The organism is Streptomyces sp. NPDC006385 (genome assembly GCF_040612485.1).
Lineage (GTDB): Bacteria > Actinomycetota > Actinomycetes > Streptomycetales > Streptomycetaceae > Streptomyces.
Window position 1 is genome coordinate 51,185 of the sequence record NZ_JBEXQG010000025.1, and the last position, 17,670, is coordinate 68,854.

1 protein-coding gene (running past one end of the window) is annotated in these 17,670 nt (G+C 74.8%); it reads right to left on the reverse strand.

The annotated features are described in order from the left end of the window. Window positions 1-17,380: the 5' portion of an amino acid adenylation domain-containing protein gene (locus ABZ078_RS20640; protein WP_356577240.1), read on the reverse strand. It extends 6,011 nt beyond the left edge of the window; 17,380 of the gene's 23,391 nt are visible here — the first part of the coding sequence; its start codon is at window positions 17,378-17,380; its stop codon lies beyond the left edge, outside the window. Window positions 17,381-17,670: the final 290 nt, after the last annotated feature.

Consider the following 17,670-nt stretch of genomic DNA (forward strand, 5'->3'; position numbering starts at 1 on the left):
CGTCCTCGCCCAGCGGCAGGGACAGCACCCGCAGCCGGGCGCCCTTCGCGTCGAGTTCGCGCTCCAGCGCACGCAGCCCACTCAGCTTGCGACCGAGCGGCGAGTCGTCGCCGTGCCGATCCCACTCCTCGCGCGGCGGCAGCTGCTCACGGCCCGTCAGCACCACGGTGCGGGCTCCCCACCGGTCCACCGCGTGGCGGGCCAGGGCGAGGCCGATTCCGCGGGTGCCGCCGGTGATCAGCAGGACCTCGTCGGCGGGGAACCGGACGGGTCCGCCGGTGCCGGCGGGCAGCTCGGCCAGGGCGGCGCGGTGGCGCACACCGTCCCGGTAGCTGACCTCCACCTCGTCGCCCGCGTCGGCCAGTTCGCGTCCGACCAGTTCGGGCAGCCCCGGGTCGGCGGGGTCGGCCTCCAGGTAGCGGGAGCGCAGCCGCCGGTACTCGTGGCCCAGCATCCGGTACAGCCCGGCGCGAGCGTCACCGGGGCCGACGCCGAGCAGCAACGCCCCCCGGCCGGCCATCCGCTGCAGGGCGGGCAGCCAGTCCGCCAGATCGGTCCCGCCGAGGTCGACGAGGGCGTCGAACCGGTCGTCGAGCTCGGCGGCGGACGCGACCGCCACGGCATCCGGCAGGTTCGCGGCGAGGCGCTGGGCGGCGTCCTCGGGGCCGAGGACGGCCACGGCAGCCGGCGCCCGGCCGGGGGTGGTACCGGCCGGCTCCCAGGTCCGGCCCAGCAGCCGCGTACCGGGCGGCGGCACAAACTCGTCGGGCCGCTGGGCCACGAACACCTCGCCGAACGCGTCGGGTTCGGCCACCGGCCGCCAGATGTCGGCGAACCCGGCGTCCCGCAGTGCCTCCTGCCAGCGGGCACCGGTCAGGATCGGCGCCCCGGGCGTGCGTACCTCGGTGTCGTCGTAGCGCCACCAGCCCTCCAGCAACCCGAAGGTCAGGGTGAGCACGGCCGACTTGCGGGTGATCTCGTTGACCACCAGCAGGCCGCCCGGCCGCAGTGCGGCGGCCAGGTTGCGCAGCACCCGCCGGATGTCGCGGGTGGCGTGCAGCACGTTGGTGGCCACGATCACGTCGAGTCCGCCACCGGTCACCCGCTCGCCCGCGCCCGGCTGCTCCACGTCCCAGCGGCCGTAGCGCAGGTACGGCCGGCCGGCGCCGAACCGGCGCTCGGCCTGGTCCAGGAAGGCCGGGGACAGGTCGGTGTACCAGTACGCGAGGTGCCCGGCGTCCGCGTCCAGTCGGGGCAGGACGACGGCGGTGGTACCGCCGGTGCCGGCCCCGACCTCGGCGACGTGCACGCTCGCCGTGGGCTCCGCCGTCCGGCGCTGCCGCACCGCCGCGGCCGTCACCTCGGCCACGACGTCGTTGAGCCGGTCGGCCACCGGGTTGCCCTGGTACACCGCGGTGAGCTTGGCCATGGAGCCACCGGGAAAGAGCACGTCGGTCGCGGCCAGTGCGCCGGAGAGGATCTCGGGCAGCCGGTCGACGCACTCCTCGACCAGGGAGAGCTGGGCGTTCCAGTAGGGGTCGGCGGCGCAGCGGTCGCGGACCGCGCGCCAGCCGGAGTCGTCGTGCGCTGCGTACGCCACCGGCTCCAGCGTGCCGTCGGGGCGTTCCCGGAGCAGCCCGGTGGCAGTGAGCAGCCGGACGGCCTCCTCCAGCCAGCGCCGGTAGGCGTCCTGGACGCAGAGCCGGTCAGCGAGCCGGTCGAGCGTCGTCGCCGGGCCGTCGCCGAACGCTCCGGCCGCGTGCAGGCGGGCGAGCACCTGCCCGGCTACGAGACGGTCGAGTTCCTCCGCCCGCAGCGGGCCGGGCGCCGGGGCGGGCGGTACGGTCACGGCCGCCCGGAGCGGGCTCAGCCCGGTGGGTGCGGGGGCCGCGGCCGGTGCCGCCGTCGGGGCGTCCGTTCCGGCACGGCCCTGCCCGCCGGGCGGGAGGGCGCCGGGGTACGTGTGCGCCAGGTGGACCGCCAGGTCGTGGACGGTGGGGAACTCGAAGAGCAGCGTCGGCGGAAGCTCCCGGCCGAGGGCCTTCTGGAGGTCCTCCACGAGGGCGAGCACCTGCACCGATTCCAGCCCGAGTTCGTAGTAGCCGGCGGTGACCGGGATCGCCTGCGGCTCACGGCCCAGGGCGCCGGCGAGCAGCCTGCGCACCAGGTCCTCGGCCGCGCCGACGGCATCGGAGGGTTGCGTCCCGTCCCCGTCGGCGCCCTGCGCGCTCCACCGGTCGGCGGCACCCGCGGGTGCGGGCGGCGTGGACTGCACGGCCTTGCTCGACAGGCCGGACAACTCGGCCACCTGGCGCCCCTCCTCGTCGAAGAAGTCCAGCGACATGCGGACGATCTCGCCCCGCCGCTCCACCGCGTCGCGCCGGACCCGGACCGTACGGCGCCCGGTCAGCGGTCCGGCGGTGCGGAACGAGGCGACGTGCAGCGGCAGGTACGCCCGGCCTTCGGTGTCCAGCAGTGCGCCGGCGGCGACCGCGGCGCCGAGCAGCAGCGCCGGGTGTGCCAGGTGCTCCTCGCCGCGGGGGGCGACGAGGTCGGCGACCAGGTCCCCGGCGTCGTGCCACAGCGATCCCTCGGCGCGTGCCGCGCCGGCGTACACCTGCCCGTTGGCCTCGTCCCGCGCGTACACCTCGGACAGCGGGCGGGGCGTGCCGTGCGGGCGGGGCGTGAGACGGTCGGTGAAGGGCGGCGGATCACCCGCGACGGCCTCGGCGGTGGCGCGGACGGTGCCGTCGCCGTCGGTGACGGTGACCCGCCAGCGGCCGGGCCCCGCCACGGCGCAGTGGATCCGCGCGGTCACCGGCGCGTCGGTCGCGTCCAGCGGCTGCACCACCGTCAGGTCGCGCAGGGTGAGGCGCTCCACGGGAAGTCCGTGCTCGGCGAAGACCTGCGCGAGGAGGTCGCAGTAGGCCAGCGCGGGCAGCAGGGCCCGGCCCTGCACCCGGTGCCCGGCGATGACGGGTGTGTCCGCGGACAGCACCACCTCACGGACCAGGTCGTGCTCCGGCGGCCCGGGGACGGCGGCGGTCTCCTGGCGTACGGCGACCGAGTCGCCCGTCGTATCGCGCACCGCGGCGGCGGGCACCCAGCAGCGCTCCCGGGCGAAGGGGTAGCCGGGCAGTGCGACGGGCTGCCCGACCCGCGGCCAGCGGACGTCCGCGCCGCGGACCCAGGCGGCGGCCAGCTCGTGGGGGGTGCGGTCGGCCGGAGGCTGCGCCGCGCGCTCGGCGACCCCGGTGAGGACGTGGGGCGAACCGGCACCGGACAGGTGCGCGTCCAGCGCCTTGACCAGGCCGGTGACGGTGTCGAAGACGACGGCCAGCCGGTGGGCCATGGGTTCGCGGCTCTGCAGGGTGCGGGCGAGCCGGCCGGGCGGCGTGTCGCGCCCCTCGGCGCGCAGGAACCCGGCGATGCGTTCCGCGTACTCGGTGAGGCGGTCCGCGTCCCTCGCGGACAGCACGCACACGTACGGCGCCTCGTCGTGGTCGGCCTGCTCGGTCGGCACGTACTCCTCCAGGATCACATGGGCGTTGCTGCCTCCGGCCCCGAACGCGCTGACCGCCGCGGTGCGGGGCAGCGGGCGGCCGGCCGCGTCGGCACGTGGCGTCCACGGGGCGAGACGGCGCTGGACGTGGAAGGGGGTGGTGTCCAGGCCGAGTTCCGGGTTGAGCCGTTCCGCGTGCAGGGAGGGCGCCAGCTCGCCGTGGCGCAGCTGCAGCAGCACCTTGGTGAGGGCGGCCATGCCCGCGGCGGCCTCGGCGTGTCCGATGACGGACTTCACGGAACCGATCGGGATGCGCACGCCCCGCAGCTCGTGTCCCTTGAAGGCGCGTGCGAGGCCGGCGATCTCGACCGGGTCACCGAGCGAGGTGCCCGTGCCGTGCGCCTCCAGGTAGTCGAGTTCGGCGGGGGTCAGCCCGGCACGGCCGAGCGCGTCGCCGATGACCACGGCCTGCGCCCGGGGGTTGGGCACGCTGTAGCCCTTCCCGGCGCCGCCGTGGTTGACCGCGCTGGCACGGACCACGGCGAGGATCCGGTCGCCGTCGGCCTCGGCGGCGGAACGGCGTTTGAGCAGGAGCGCGCCGACCCCTTCGGCGGGCACGTATCCGTCGCCGCCCTCGCCGAAGCTGCGGCACCTGCCGTCGGTGGACAAGAACCCGCCCTTGGCCAGCTGCAGGTACTTCAGCGGATGGCTGGAGACGTTGACGCCGCCGGCCACGGCGACGTCGCAGTCCCCGTCGCGGATGGCCTGGCAGGCCAGGTGCAGGGCGGTCAGCGAGGACGAGCACATGGTGTCGATCGCGATGCTGGGCCCGTCGAAGCCGTAGAAGTACGACACCCGGTTGGCCACCGACGCGTACGACGAGGAGGTGGCGGCGCCGGTGCCGCGCAGCGCCTCCTCGACGCCGTACAGCTGGTAGTGGCCGTACATGAGCCCCACGAAGACGCCGGTGCGGACCGAGGACAGAGCCGCCCGGGAGGTGCCGGCGTCCTCCAGCAGATGCCACACGGTCTGCAGGAACAGCCGCTCCTGCGGGTCGATGTGGTCGGCCTCCGCCTTGGACATCCGGAAGAACATCGGGTCGAACGACCCGACGTCGGACAGCCAGCCGCCCCACTTGCCGTAGGTCTTGCCGGGGGCGTCGGCGTCCGGGTCGTAGAACTGGTCGTGGTTCCAGCGCTCGCGGGGCACCTCCTCGACGCAGTCACGGCCCTGCCGGAGGTTCCGCCAGAACTCCCAGAGGTCGTCGGCCTTGGGGTAGCGGCCGGCCACGCCGACGATCACGATGTCGTCCCGGTCGTCGGCGGGTATGGCGGTGTGCACGGCCACGGGCCGCGCGGCGGTCTCCGCGGGCAGCGTCCGCCCGGCGGTGCGTGGAGGCTCGGAGGGCGTGGCGGGGACCGGCTCGCTCACCGGCCCGGTGCCCAGCAGCTCGCGCAGCGCCGCCGGGTGTTCCTCGGCCAGGTAGCCGGCGAGTTCCCGGGTGGTGACGTACTCGAAGAACAGCGTCTTCGACAGCGGTCCGAAGTGTTTCTCCAGCGCCCGGGTCAGGCTGAGCACCAGCAGCGAGTCCACACCGTAGTGGTCGAACGGCTCGTCCTCGGCGATGTCCTCCACCGCCGTCTTCAGCTCCTGGGCGAGCAACCCGCGCAGGAACTCCACCGCGCCCGCCCGCAGGTCCCCGGCGGGCTCGGCGGGCTCCGCGGGTGCGGGCGCCGCGGCCGGCGGCGCGGCCTGGGGGGCGTCCGCGCGGAGCAGGGCCGCGCCGATCCGGGTGGCATCGCCCGCGGTGAGCAGGACCCGGGTGGCGCCGTGGGCCAGGGCAGCCTCCAGCGCGTCGAGCGCCGCTTCGGTGGGCAGCGGCTCCATGCCGAACTCGCGGCGCATGGCACGCCGGGCCTCGGCACCGAGGGTCATGCCGCCGTCCTGCCACAGCGACCAGTCGACGGCCAGTCCGCGACCCGGGCGGCGCTGGAGGTAGTGGTCGAGGAAGCTGTTGGCGAAGGCGTAGTCGGTCTGCCCGGCGTTGCCGAACACCGCCGCGGTCGAGCCGAACACGACGAAGTAGTCGGGCTCGTCGGCACGGGTCGCCTCGTCGAGCAGCACGGCACCGAGCACCTTCGGCGCGAGCACGGCCTCGGCGTCCGCGTCGCTCTTGTGCAGGACGAGGGCGTCCCGCAGGGTGCCGGCGGCGTGGACCACGCCGGCCACCCGCCCGAACCGGTCCCGGGCCGCGCGCACCGCCCGTGCCACGTCGGCGGGCACGGTGACGTCGGCCCGGACGTGCAGCCAGCCGTCCGGAAGCGGGCCGGCCGGCGCGGACCGGCTGACGAGGACGATCCCTGCGCCGGGATGCCGGTCGGCGATGCGGCGGGCGACGTGCAGAGCGAGCCGCCCGGACCCTCCGGTGATCAGGTGCGCTCCGTCGCGGGCCAGCGGCGAGACGGCGGGAGCGGGCAGGGCCAGCGGACGCCAGGCACGGGACAGACGGCGTCGGCCGTCCGTGCGCAGCTCCGGTCCGGCGCCGCACAGCACCTCGGCGCGCACCAGCTCGGCGAGGTCGCGCGGGGAGCCGGAGGCACCGGTGCGGGCCACCACGCTCATCCGGATCTGCGGGTGTTCCTGTCCGATCGAGCGGGCGAAGGCGTCGAGAGCGGCATGCGCCGCGCCGGCCGCGCCGGGCTCGTCGTCGTGTACGTACAGGTAGCGCAGCGGCCCGCCGCGCCCGGCGATCCGGGTGCGGCACAGCGTCAGGGCGCGGTGGAAGCCGCTTCGCAGCGCCTCGTCCAGATCGCTGCCGGAGGCCAGGTGCACCAGGTGCGAGGCGCCGTCGGGGTCGCCGGTCCGGATGTCCCACTCGGGTGCGAGCGCGCTCAACTCCGCTCGCAGCGTCTCGGCGCGCTCGTCCCCGGTGTCGAGGATCACCAGCCGGTGGACCTCGGCGTGCACCGCGGCGGGTGTGTCCGCCGCCTCCTCCCATACCGGTTCGAAGGCGTGCGTCCGCCGGCCGGCGCCGGGTACGGGACGCAGGACGAACCGCTCGATTCGCGCCAGGGGGGTGCCGTCCTCGGCCGCGAGGGTGATGTCGAACGCCTGGCCGTCCGGGCCCCGCTCCACGGCCACGGCGTGCACCAGGCAGGTCTGCGGCCAGCCGGCCGCCGGTTCCGGTGCGAACAGCCGTACGGCGCCGATCGCGTAGGGCAGATGGGCCGCGGTGCCCTCGGCCAGCCAGCCGGCGGCCTGCAGGGCGCCGTCGAGCAGGGAGGGGTGGAAGGCGAACCGCGGGCCGAGGCCGGGATGCCGCAGCACAGCCAGTGCCTCACCGTCGCCGAGCCGCAGCTCCTGAAGGACTCGGAAGGCCGGGCCGTAGTGGAAGCCGACGCCGGAGAAGCGGGCGTAGCACTCCTCGGGCGTACGGCTGTCGCGGCACCGCTCGCGCAGCGCGGCCACGTCGACGGGTCCGGGAACGTCGGCCCCGGTGGGCCGCCGGTCGTCGAGGACGAGCCGTCCGTGCGCGTGCGGGTGTTCGCTGCTGATCTCGAACTCACCGGACGGCGCCACCGTCACCCGCAGCTCCTGGTTCCGGCCGGGTGGCAGCGTGAGCGGGGCGGCCCACACGACGTCCTCGACGTGCCGGACGCGGGCCCGGCCGTGGGCACGCTCGCCGGCCTGCCGGGCCAGTTCGAGGTACAGCACACCGGGCAGGACCAGGTCATCGCCCACCCGGTGATCGGCCAGGTAGAACTCGGTTCCGGTGAGGCGCTTGACGAAGGCCGTGGTGCCGAACGTCGAGACGTTCTCGTCCAGCAGTCCGCCGTCTCCGTCCCCGGCCTGTTCCGTCCCGGTCCCTGCGGACGTGTCGAGCCAGTGCCGCACGGGCTCGAACGGGTAGGTGGGCAGGCCGATCCGGCGGGCGGGCGGCAGGTCGGACCAGTCGACGTCCGCTCCGTCGGTCCACAGTTCGGCCACGGAGCGCAGGTCCCGGTCGGCGGCCAGCGCGCGCACGAAGTCCCGCCAGGCCGCGCCGGAGGCGGCCGAGGTGCGCCGCCGCCCGGTCCGCGCGTCACCGCGCAGCACGTCCGGCTCGGTCCGGCCCTCGGCGCAGGTGTCCAGGAGCCGCAGCAGCTCGACACGGTCGCGCGCGACGAAGGCGAGCCGCTCGGGCATGCTCTCGCGTCCGACCCGCAGGGTGTGGGCGATGTCGGCGAGCGCGGGCCGCTCCCGGCGGACGAACGCGGCCAGCCGGCGGGCCTGTTCGCGCAGGGCGCGCGTGGTGCGGGCGGAGAGCACGTAGAGGTCCTCGTGCTCCGGCTCCGATTCGGAACCGGCGCCCGGCGTGTCCGGGGCCTCTTCGAGCACCACGTGGGCGCCCGCGCCGCCGAAGCCGAAGGAACTGACCCCGGCCCGGCGCGGCAGTGGCCGGCCCTCGGCGTCCACCGGGGAGGGCCAGGGGCGGGTGGTGTCGACGACCTCGAACGGGCCGTCGTCCAAGCGGACGTAGGGGTTGCGCTCCCGGAAGTGGAGGCTGGCGGGCAGGGTCCGGTGGCGCAGCGCCAGGACCACCTTGAGCAGCCCGGCGATGCCCGCGGCGGCCTCCAGGTGGCCGATGTTGGTCTTCACCGAGCCGATCCCGCACACCGGCCCGTCGGGCCGCGCGGTCCGGTCGAGCCGGGTGAACGCCTCGGTCAGGCCGGTGACCTCGATGGGGTCGCCCAGCTCGGTTCCGGTGCCGTGCGCCTCGATGTAGCCGACCGAGTCGGGGTCGACGCCGGCGGCCCGGTAGGCCCTCTCCAGCAGGTCGGCCTGGGCGTCGGGGCTGGGCGCGGTCAGCGAGGTGGTGCGGCCTCCGTGGTTGACCGCGGTCGCCTTGACGACCGCGGCCACCCGGTCGCCGTCCCGGCGGGCGGCGGCGAGGTCGCGCAGGACGACCACGCCGACCCCCTCGCCGCGCACGTAGCCGTTGGCGGAGGCGTCGAAGGCCTTGCAGCGCCCGTCCTCGCTGAGCATCTCGCCCCGGCTGAGCGCGGCGTAGAGCCCGGGGTCGAGGATCAGGCTGGCCCCGCCCGCGATGGCCAGGTCGCAGCTGCCGTCGCGCAGCGCCGTGACGGCCTGGTGCACGGCCGTGAGGGAGCTGGAGCAGGCGGTGTCCACCGCGAGGCTGGGACCGCGCAGGTCCAGGACGTAGGAGATCCGGTTCGGGATGACCGACTGCGCGGCCCCGGTGAGGCTGTGGGCCTCGGCCGCGTGCCCGGTGGACCGCTGGAGCTGGGCGTAGTCGGAGTTCGTCGTGCCGATGAAGACGCCGACCCGCCGGCCGCGCAGGTCCGAGGCCCGGTAGCCGGCGTCCTCGATCGCGGACCACACCACCTCCAGCAGCAACCGCTGCTGCGGGTCCATCAGCTCGGCCTCGCGCGGCGAGATGCCGAAGAAGGCGGCGTCGAAACGGTCCACGCCCTCCACGAAGCCGCCCCACCGCGACCGGGACACGTCGGTGTGCGCGCGCCAGTCCCAGCGGTCGGCCGGGATCTCCCGGATCAGGTCGTGCCCCTGGACCAGGTGGTCCCAGAACTCCGAAAGGTCGGCCGACCCGGGCAGCCGGGCGGCCATGCCGACGATCGCGATGTCGCCGGCCGTGCCGTCGGGCAGGTCGCTCCGGCGGGACGCGGGGAGCTGCCCGGCCGACGCTTCGGCGGCGGCCGCGGGGTCAGGGGCGTTCGGACCGTCCACGGGTACCGCGGTCTCCGGGTGGTCCGGGGCGTCCGGGGCGGTCCCGTCGTTCTGCTGATCCTTCCGGGCGAGGTGGGCCACGACGGCCTCGATGGTCGGACAGCGGTAGAACAGGGTGGGCAGCACCTCGATGCCGTGGTGCTCCGTGATGCGGGTGCTGAGCGCGGTGAAGCTCACCGAGTTCATGCCGAGTTCGCCCAGCGAGACGTCGTACGGCAGCCCTGCGGCGTCCACGTCGAGGATCTCGGCGACCAGCCGGGCCAGGTCCTGCGCGCGGATCGCGGGCGCCGCCGCCCCGGCCGGGGCGTGGCGGTCGGGGGTGGCGGAGCGGCCGGGCTGCTGGGACGCGCGCAGTTCCTCCAGCGGCGCGTCGCGCAGTGCGGCGCGGTCCACCTTCCCGTTGAGCGTGTACGGCAGCGCCGGAACGGACACCAGCACGTCGGGGACCAGGTAGGCGGGCAGCCAGGTTCCCAGGTCCTCCCGCGCGGGCGGTCGTGCGCCCTCCGCCGGCACGACGAAGGCGTAGAGCGCGTTGTCGCCGCCCACCGGGCGGGAGACCACGGCGGCCTCCCGCACCCCGGGCCGGGCCCGCAGTACGGCTTCCACCTCGCCCGGTTCGATCCTGAAGCCGCGTACCTTGACCTGGGTGTCGAGCCGGCCCAGGTACTCGATCCGGCCGTCCGGGAGCGCGCGCACCAGGTCCCCGGTGCGGTAGCGGCGCTCGCCGTCCAGGGTGACGAACCGCTCCTCGGTCAGCTCGGGACGGCCCAGGTAGCCGATGGCGAGGCCGGCGCCGCCGATGTACAACTCGCCCGGCACACCCGTGGGGACCGGTCGGCGGCGGGCGTCCAGCACGTGCAGCGTGGTGTTGGCGATCGGGTGGCCGATGGTGACGCCCTCCCCGGGCGTGAGCCGGCTGACGGACGACCAGATGGTGGTCTCCGTCGGCCCGAACATGTTCCACACTTCTCCCGCCCGGGCGAGCAGCCGCTCGGCGGTGTCCTGTTCCAGCGCCTCGCCCCCGCACAGCGCCTTCAGTCCGGGTGTGCCGCGCCAGCCGGCCGCGAGCAGCATCTTCCAGGTGGCGGGGGTGGCCTGCATGACGGTGGCGGGGCTGTTCTCCAGCAGGCGGCGCAGCAGCACGCCGTCCCGGGTCACCTCGGCGGGCAGGATCTCCACCCGGGCGCCGGTGATGAGCGGCAGGAACAGTTCGAGGGCCGCGATGTCGAAGCACACGGTGGTGAGCGCGAGCAGGTGGTCGCCGGCCGACAGGCCCGGCTCCTCGGCCATCGACAGCAGCAGGTTGGCGAGCGCCCGGTGCGGCACCTGGACGCCCTTGGGACGGCCCGTGGAGCCCGAGGTGTAGATCACGTACGCCGGGTCGTCGGGGGCCGGGCCCCGGGAGCGGACCGCGCCGCCGCCGGGGAGCGCGGACGCCTCCTCGGGGACCTGGTCGAGCCGCAGCACGGGGACGCCGAGCGAGGGAGGTGTCCCGGGGCCGGTGAGCAGCAGGTGCAGTCCCGCGTCCTCGGCCATGTAGCGCAGCCGGTCCTCCGGATAGCCTGGGTCCAGCGGTACGTACGCTCCGCCGGCCGCGAGGACACCGAGCAGGGCGGCGAGCATGTCGACCGACCTGTCGACCAGCACGCCCACGGTACGTCCCGGCCGGACCCCCTGCCGCCGCAGGTGTGCCGCGAGTTCCTCGACACGCTCGAGAAGCCGGCCGTACGTCAGCTCGGTGGTGGAGTCGGCCGCCGCCACCGCGTCCGGGCTGCGCCGGGCCTGCTCCGCGAACAGCTCCGGCAGGACGGCGTCCTCGGGCCAGGCCCGCCGCGATCGCCGATCCCGCTCGCGCTCGAGGTGCCGCTCCGCGGGCGTGCGTACGGCGAGCCGGTCGAGCGCGGTACCGGGCTCGGCGATCGCGGCACCGGCCAGCGCCTCGAAGTGCTCGCCGAACCGCCGTGCGGTGTCCTCGTCGAGGAGGTCGGGGTTGTACTTCAGGCAGTAGCGGGCGCCGTCCGCCTCCTCCACCACCTCCAGGGTGAGGTCGAACTCGCCTTCCTGGTGCACTCCCGGGAAGACCCCGGTCACGGGCGCGGTGCCGGAGCCGGTCTCGACCCAGTTCTGGAAGTAGAAGGCGGTGTCGAACAGGCGCTGGGCGCGCAGGTCCTGGGCGAGTGTGAGCAGCGGGTGATCGCCGTGCTCCAGCGCTTCGAGGGTGACGTCGCGCACCGACCGCAGCAGGCCACGGAAGTCCTCCTCGGGCGCGATGTCGCAGCGCAGGACGACCATGTTCACGAAGTAGCCGATCACGTCGGCGTACTCGGGCGAGGGCCGCCCCGCGACGGGGGTGCCCACATCCACGCGGTCCTGCCCGCAGTAGCGGTGCAGCAGTGCCGTGTACGACGCGAGCAGCACGCAGAAGAGGGAGGTCCCCTCCGCGTCGGCGAGCCGCTTGGCCTGCCGGACGAGGGAGCCGCTCAGCCGCCCCTCGACGGACGCGCCCCGGTGGCTCGGCACGGCGGGGCGCGGGCGGTCCCACGGGAACCGCAGCTCGGGGCGGTCCCCCTCCAGCCGCCGCAGCCAGTACGAGCGCAGCCGCTCGCCGCGGGGCGAGGCGGGCAGTTGCTGCTGCCAGGCGACGAAGTCGGCGTAGGTGCGCTCCGGGCGCTCGGTCGGCGGCGCCCCCCGGTAGAAGGCGGACAGTTCCCGCAGGAAGACGGCGATGGAGACGCCGTCGAAGACGATGTGGTGGAACACCAGCAGCAGGACGTGCCGCCCGTCGGCCAGGGTGAGGACGGCGGCCCGCACCAGCGGCCCGGCCTCAAGGTCGAACGGCTCGCGGGCGAGCAGGCGCGCCTCCTCGCGGAGCGCTGCCACGTCGTCCGTGTCCAGCCGCCGGTGCGTGAACGGCACTGGCAACGCCGGCTCGATCCGCTGCCGGTCACCGATGACCCGGGCCCGCAGCTGCTCGTGCCGGTCGGCCAGGGCCTGGAGTGCCGCACTCAGGGCGGTCAGGTCGGTGTCCGGTTCCAACCAGAACGCCAGCGGCAGGTTGTAGGCGTAGGTACCGGGGCTGGTCCGCTCGATCACGGCGAGTGCGCGCTGCCCGGCCGAGAGCGGGAACTCCCGCGCGGTGAGCGCGTCGGCGCCGGGTGCGGCCGGGCGGGCGAGCGGCTGCGGGGCCGCGTCGGCAGCCGCCGCCGGTTCCAGGAAGTCCGCCAGGTCGCGCAGGGTGGGGTGCCGCAGCAGGTCGCGCAGCGGGACGCGGACCCCGAGGGTTTCCTCGATCGCCGCGGCGACCTTCATACCGCTGAGCGAGTCGAAACCGTAGTCGGACAGCGGCCGGTCGGTGTCGAGGGACGCCTCGAGCTTCAGCGAGTGCTCGACGATCTGGGCGAGCCTGGCGAGCAGGGCGCCGCCGGCGGGGACGGTGGCGGGGGCCGGCCGCCCGGTCGCGGGCACGGCCGGTGCCGCCTTTCCGGTATCCGCCCGGTCGGCGTTCTGCGCGACGATCACGTGCTGGCCGAGGGGGAGGTCCCGCTCCAGGACGACGGCGTCGGTGCAGCCCTCCTCCAGCACCAGGCGCTGCCAGGTCGCCGCGGTGGCCAGCGGGGCGTCCGGGATGCGCAGACCGGCGTCGGTGAACGCCCACCAGCCCTCGAGGACCCCGCCGGTGACGGTGATGCTGCTGCGCACCGCCGTCAGCTCGTTGAGCACCAGCCGGCCGCCGGGGCGCAGCAGTTCCCGGGCCGTGCGCAGGGTGCGGCGCAGGTCCGAGGTCGCGTGTACGACGTTGGTGGCGACGACGACATCGGCCGTGCCGGGCGCGAACCCCTGGTCGGCCAGGGGCCGTTCGAGGTTGAGGGTACGGAAGACGGTGAACGGGTAGGTGTCCGCGAACCGCTGCTCCGCCGCTTCCAGGAACTGCGGCGAGATGTCTGTGAAGACGTACTCGACCCGCCGGGGGGCGCCGGACAGCACGGGCAGGACCCGTTCGGTCGTCGCGCCCGTCCCGGCACCGAGTTCCACCACGCGCAGCGGCTCCCCGTGGTCCGGCCCGGACAGGCGCGGGCGCGCGTACTCGGCGACGGCGTGGGCGACCAGTTCGTTGAAGGAGTCCGTGAGCGGGTTGCCGCGGTAGAAGTCCCGGACCAGGTCCATCGACGCGTCGGGGAACATCACTTCGGTGGCCCCGACCTCGCCGCGCAGCACCTGCGGGTAGCAGCGCAGGAACAGACGGGTGAGCGTGACCGTGGCCGCGATGTCGGGGTGGTCGGCGGCGATCTCGTCGAGTTCCCGCTCCCAGTCGTCCGGGTCGCTGCCCGCCGCGGCCGGCAGCACCTCCACCTCGTCGCCGCGCACGGACACCTGGCCGGCGTCGGCGAGGATGTTGAGCAGGGCCCGGTGCAGCCTGCGGTACTTGGGCAGGATGCCGAGCCGGTCGGCGAGGGCGGAGACGTCGTGCCGCTCCCCCGGCCGCAGCAGGGCCCCCATCCGCCGGTAGACGTCGAGCAGCGCCCGGTCGCACAGGGCGGCCAGCCGGTCGTAGCCGCGCAGGACGGCGGCGGCGCCGGGGCCGGCCGGTTCGGGGCGGCCGAGGCGGCGGGCCAGTTCGGACGGGCGGTGCCCCAGGGCCTGAAGCGCGCGGCGGCCGGCCCGTATCGGCAGGACCTGGACCGGGCCGTGCGCCAGTATCCGTTCCAGGGCGTCGAGCCCCTCGCGCACCGGGAAGGCATCGATGTCGGCCCGCCGGAACACCTCCGTCAGGCCCGGCTGCGCTCCGGAGCCGACCTGCCCCCAGTAGCCCCAGTTCACGACGTGCACCGGATGGGGGCGACGGGTGGCGAGCTGTCTGCCGTAGGCGTCCTGGAAGGCGCTCGCGGCGACGTAGGCGGCGTTGCCCGCGGCGCTGACGAAGGAACCGACGGAGCTGAAGAAGACGAGGAAGTCCAGGGGTTCGCCGTCCAGTGCCTCGGCCAGGGCGACCGAGCCGTCCACCTTGGCGGCGAGGGCGGTGCGCAGTGCGGCGGTGCCGAGTTCGGCGATGGTGCTCGCGTTGAACGTCATGGCCGCGTGGAAGGCGCCGTGCAGCGCGCCGAAGTGTTCCTTGGCCTTCGCCACGGCCGCGCGCAGCGCTCCGGCGTCGGCGGCGTCGGCCGTCAGGTGGAGGACCTCGCCGCCCGCCTCCCGCACTCGGGCGATGGATCTCTTCTGCTCGGGGCCCGGTTCGCTCCGGCTGATCCACACCAGGTTGGCGCGGAACCGCCGGGCGAGGTCCTCGGACAGGACCCGCCCGATGCCCCCGGTGCCGCCTAACAGGAGATACGTTCCTCCCTGTCGGTACGGGGACCGGTCGGGCCGGGGCAGCGGGCTGTCCACCAGACGCCGTACGTACCGTCGGCCGTTCCGCAGCAGCGTCGCGCGGCCGGCCGGGTGGGCGGGCTCCGCGAGGATCGCGGCGAGGGCCCGCTCCGGGTCGGCGTCCTGCACGTCGACGCAGGTGATGTCCAGGTCGGGCCGCTCGGCGGCGAGCACCTGGACGAAGCCGAGCAGCGCCGCGGCCGACGGGTTGTCCTCGTGGGCGCCCTCGGTCACCACGGTGAGCCGCGAGGCGGCCGCGTGGGTCGCGAACAGCGCGAGCACGCCGTCGCGCACCCCGGTCTCCAGGTCTCCCGGACTCCGTGTGGCGCCCAGGTGGTACAGGTGCGCCACCGGCTCGGCGAGCAGCACGGCCGGGTCGTCGCGGTCCAGCCGGATCAGCCGCGCTCCGGGGTGGTGGCGGAGGAGCGCCTCGGCCAGCGCGTCGGGCTCCCCCGCCGTGAGCACGGCCACCGGGCCCTCGGCCCGGCCGACCGGGCCGGCCCGGTCCAGGTCCTCGGGGCACCACACCGGCTGCAGGCACCGCAGTTGGCGTTCCTCGGTTCCGGCGGCGCCGGCCACCTCGGCGGTCTCGATCGCGCCCGTGCGCGCGGTGGAGGCGCCGACCGCCGCGGTGTGCTGAGCCCTCGCCGGCGCGGGTGCGGCCGCGTGGGGCGGACGAGGCTGCGTCACCCCGGCCGCACGCGTGGCGTCGGGCAGCGGAAGCCAGTAGCGCTTGCGGGCGAAGGGGTACGTCGGCAGGCCCACCCGGCGGGCACCGGTCACCGGCCAGGCGGCGTACGCGCCTTGGGTCCACAGCCGGGCCGCGGTCCGCAGGTCGCCGTCGGCGAGGGCGCGGGCCAGGCGCTCGCCGGCGTCCGGCTCCAGCGTGCGGCGGGTGGCCCCGGCGTCGTTCAGCTCCACGCCGGTCTCCGCCTGGCGGGCCACGGCCCGCAGCACCGCGCGCATCTCGGCGAGGTCCCCCGCCGGGAAGGCGAGCCGGACGTCGAGCTGCTCGCGGCCCACGCGCAGGGTGTGGGCGACATCGGCAAGGGCGAGTTCCGGTTCCCCGCCGGATGCCAGGTCGCGCAGCGTCGCCGTACCGGGAACCGTCGGCTCCAGTCCCAACTCCTCGCTAAGTTCGGCGAGTTGGGCGGGCGAGAAGCCGTAGTCCGCCAACGGGGTGTCCGGATCCAGGTCCTCCGGCCGCGCCCGCAGCACCTCGGCGGCGGTGCGGGCGCTGTCCTGGAGGGACGCGCCGCCGGCCGGGCGACCGTCCAGGAAGTCGGCCAGTTGCCCGGCGTAGGTGCGCAGTCGTTCCTCGCTGAGGGCGGAGAGCACGACGAGTTCCGTACCGCCGCCCTTCCGGCCCGGCGGCCGGGCGCCCAGGTACTCCTCGACGATCAGATGCGCGTTGGCGCCTCCGCCACCGAAGGAGCTGATGCCGGCACGGCGCGGGAACTCCCGCTCCCGCCCTGCGTCGTCCCGCAGCACGGGGCGCGGCCAGGGTGCGGCCTCCTGCTGGACGCGGAAGGGGGTCCCGGACAGATCGATGTCCGGGTTGAGCTGCTCGGAGTGCAGCGAGGGCGGCACCACCCCGTGGCGGAGCTGCATCAGCACCTTGGCGAGTCCGGCGATGCCGGCGGCGGACTCCAGGTGGCCGATGTTGGACTTGACCGAGCCGATGGCGCACTCGGGCCGGGCGTCGGCGGGGGCACCGCCCAGCAGCCCCTCGCGCAGCCCGGCGATCTCGATGGGATCACCGAGCGGAGTGCCGGTCCCGTGGGCCTCCACGTAGGTGATGGTGCGCGGGTCGACACCGGAGCGGCGCACAGCCGCGCGGATCACCTCCGCCTGCGCCTGGGGGCTGGGCACCGTGTAACCGCTGGTCCGGCCACCGGAGTTGATCGCGGAGCCCTTCAGGACGGCGTAGATCCGGTCACCGTCCGCCTCCGCCGCGCGCAGCGGCTTGAGCAGGACCGCGCCGACGCCCTCGCCGTCGACGAATCCGTCCGCTGAGGCGCCGAAGCTGCGGCACCGGTCACCCCGCGAGATCATCTGACGGTCCGCCAGCATGTCCAGGTGCGCCGGGTGGAGGATGAGGTTGACGCCGCCCGCGAGGGCCATCTGACACTCGCCTCGCCGCAGGCTGTCGCAGGCCAGGTGGATGGCGGTGAGCGAGGCGGAGCAGGCGGTGTCCACCGTCAGGCTGGGGCCGCGCAGGTCCAGTACGTAGGACACCCGGTTGCTGATCGACCAGTGCGGGGCACGGGCGTTGGTGCGCGTGCCGAAGGCGTCGGCCTGCCCCGCCAGCCACTCGTAGTCGTTGTTCATCACGCCGGCGAAGACACCGACCGGGCCGGCCTCGGCCAGGCCGCGCGGCGCGTAACCGGCGTCCTCTGCCGTCGCCCAGGCGGTTTCCAGGAACAGCCGTTCCTGGGGGTCCATCTCCTCCGCGTCGGAGGGAGAGATCTGAAAGAGCAGCGGGTCGAACTTGTCGACGTCCTGCAGCCAGCCGCCCCACTTGCTGTAGCTGCGCCCGTCCGCGCCGTCGGGGTGGTAGTGCTCGTCCACCGCCCAGCGGTCCGCGGGCACCTCGCCGATGCAGTTGCGTCCCTGCAGCACGTTGCGCCACAGGTCCTGCGGTGTGGCCGCCCCGGGATACCGCCCGGCCAGCCCGATGACGGCGATGCCCTCAGCCTCGTTCCCGGGGACGGCCGCCTGCCGCACGGAAGCCAGCAGTTTCAGCAGAAGAGCACGCTTGTCATCCATACCTTCGCCTTGTCCGAATGGGCTTGGGGCTACCGGTCTCGCGTCGGCTCGACGCAGGATTCGATGCGTACCTGAACGCGAGAGGAACTCTTTCTGAATTCCCGAAGAGGACACGGATAGCCGCAGTAGAGGCAAATGAGGGCCGCAAGAGAGGCGGGCAAGAGCGCACCCGGAAAAGGGTGACGCAAGGCGCCGACGCGCAAATAGGAGATTCAGCTATAGAGAGTCTGCACGATTACATCTATCCCCCGTTCGATCTTCACTTACGCCGGACCGTAACACCCTCCATT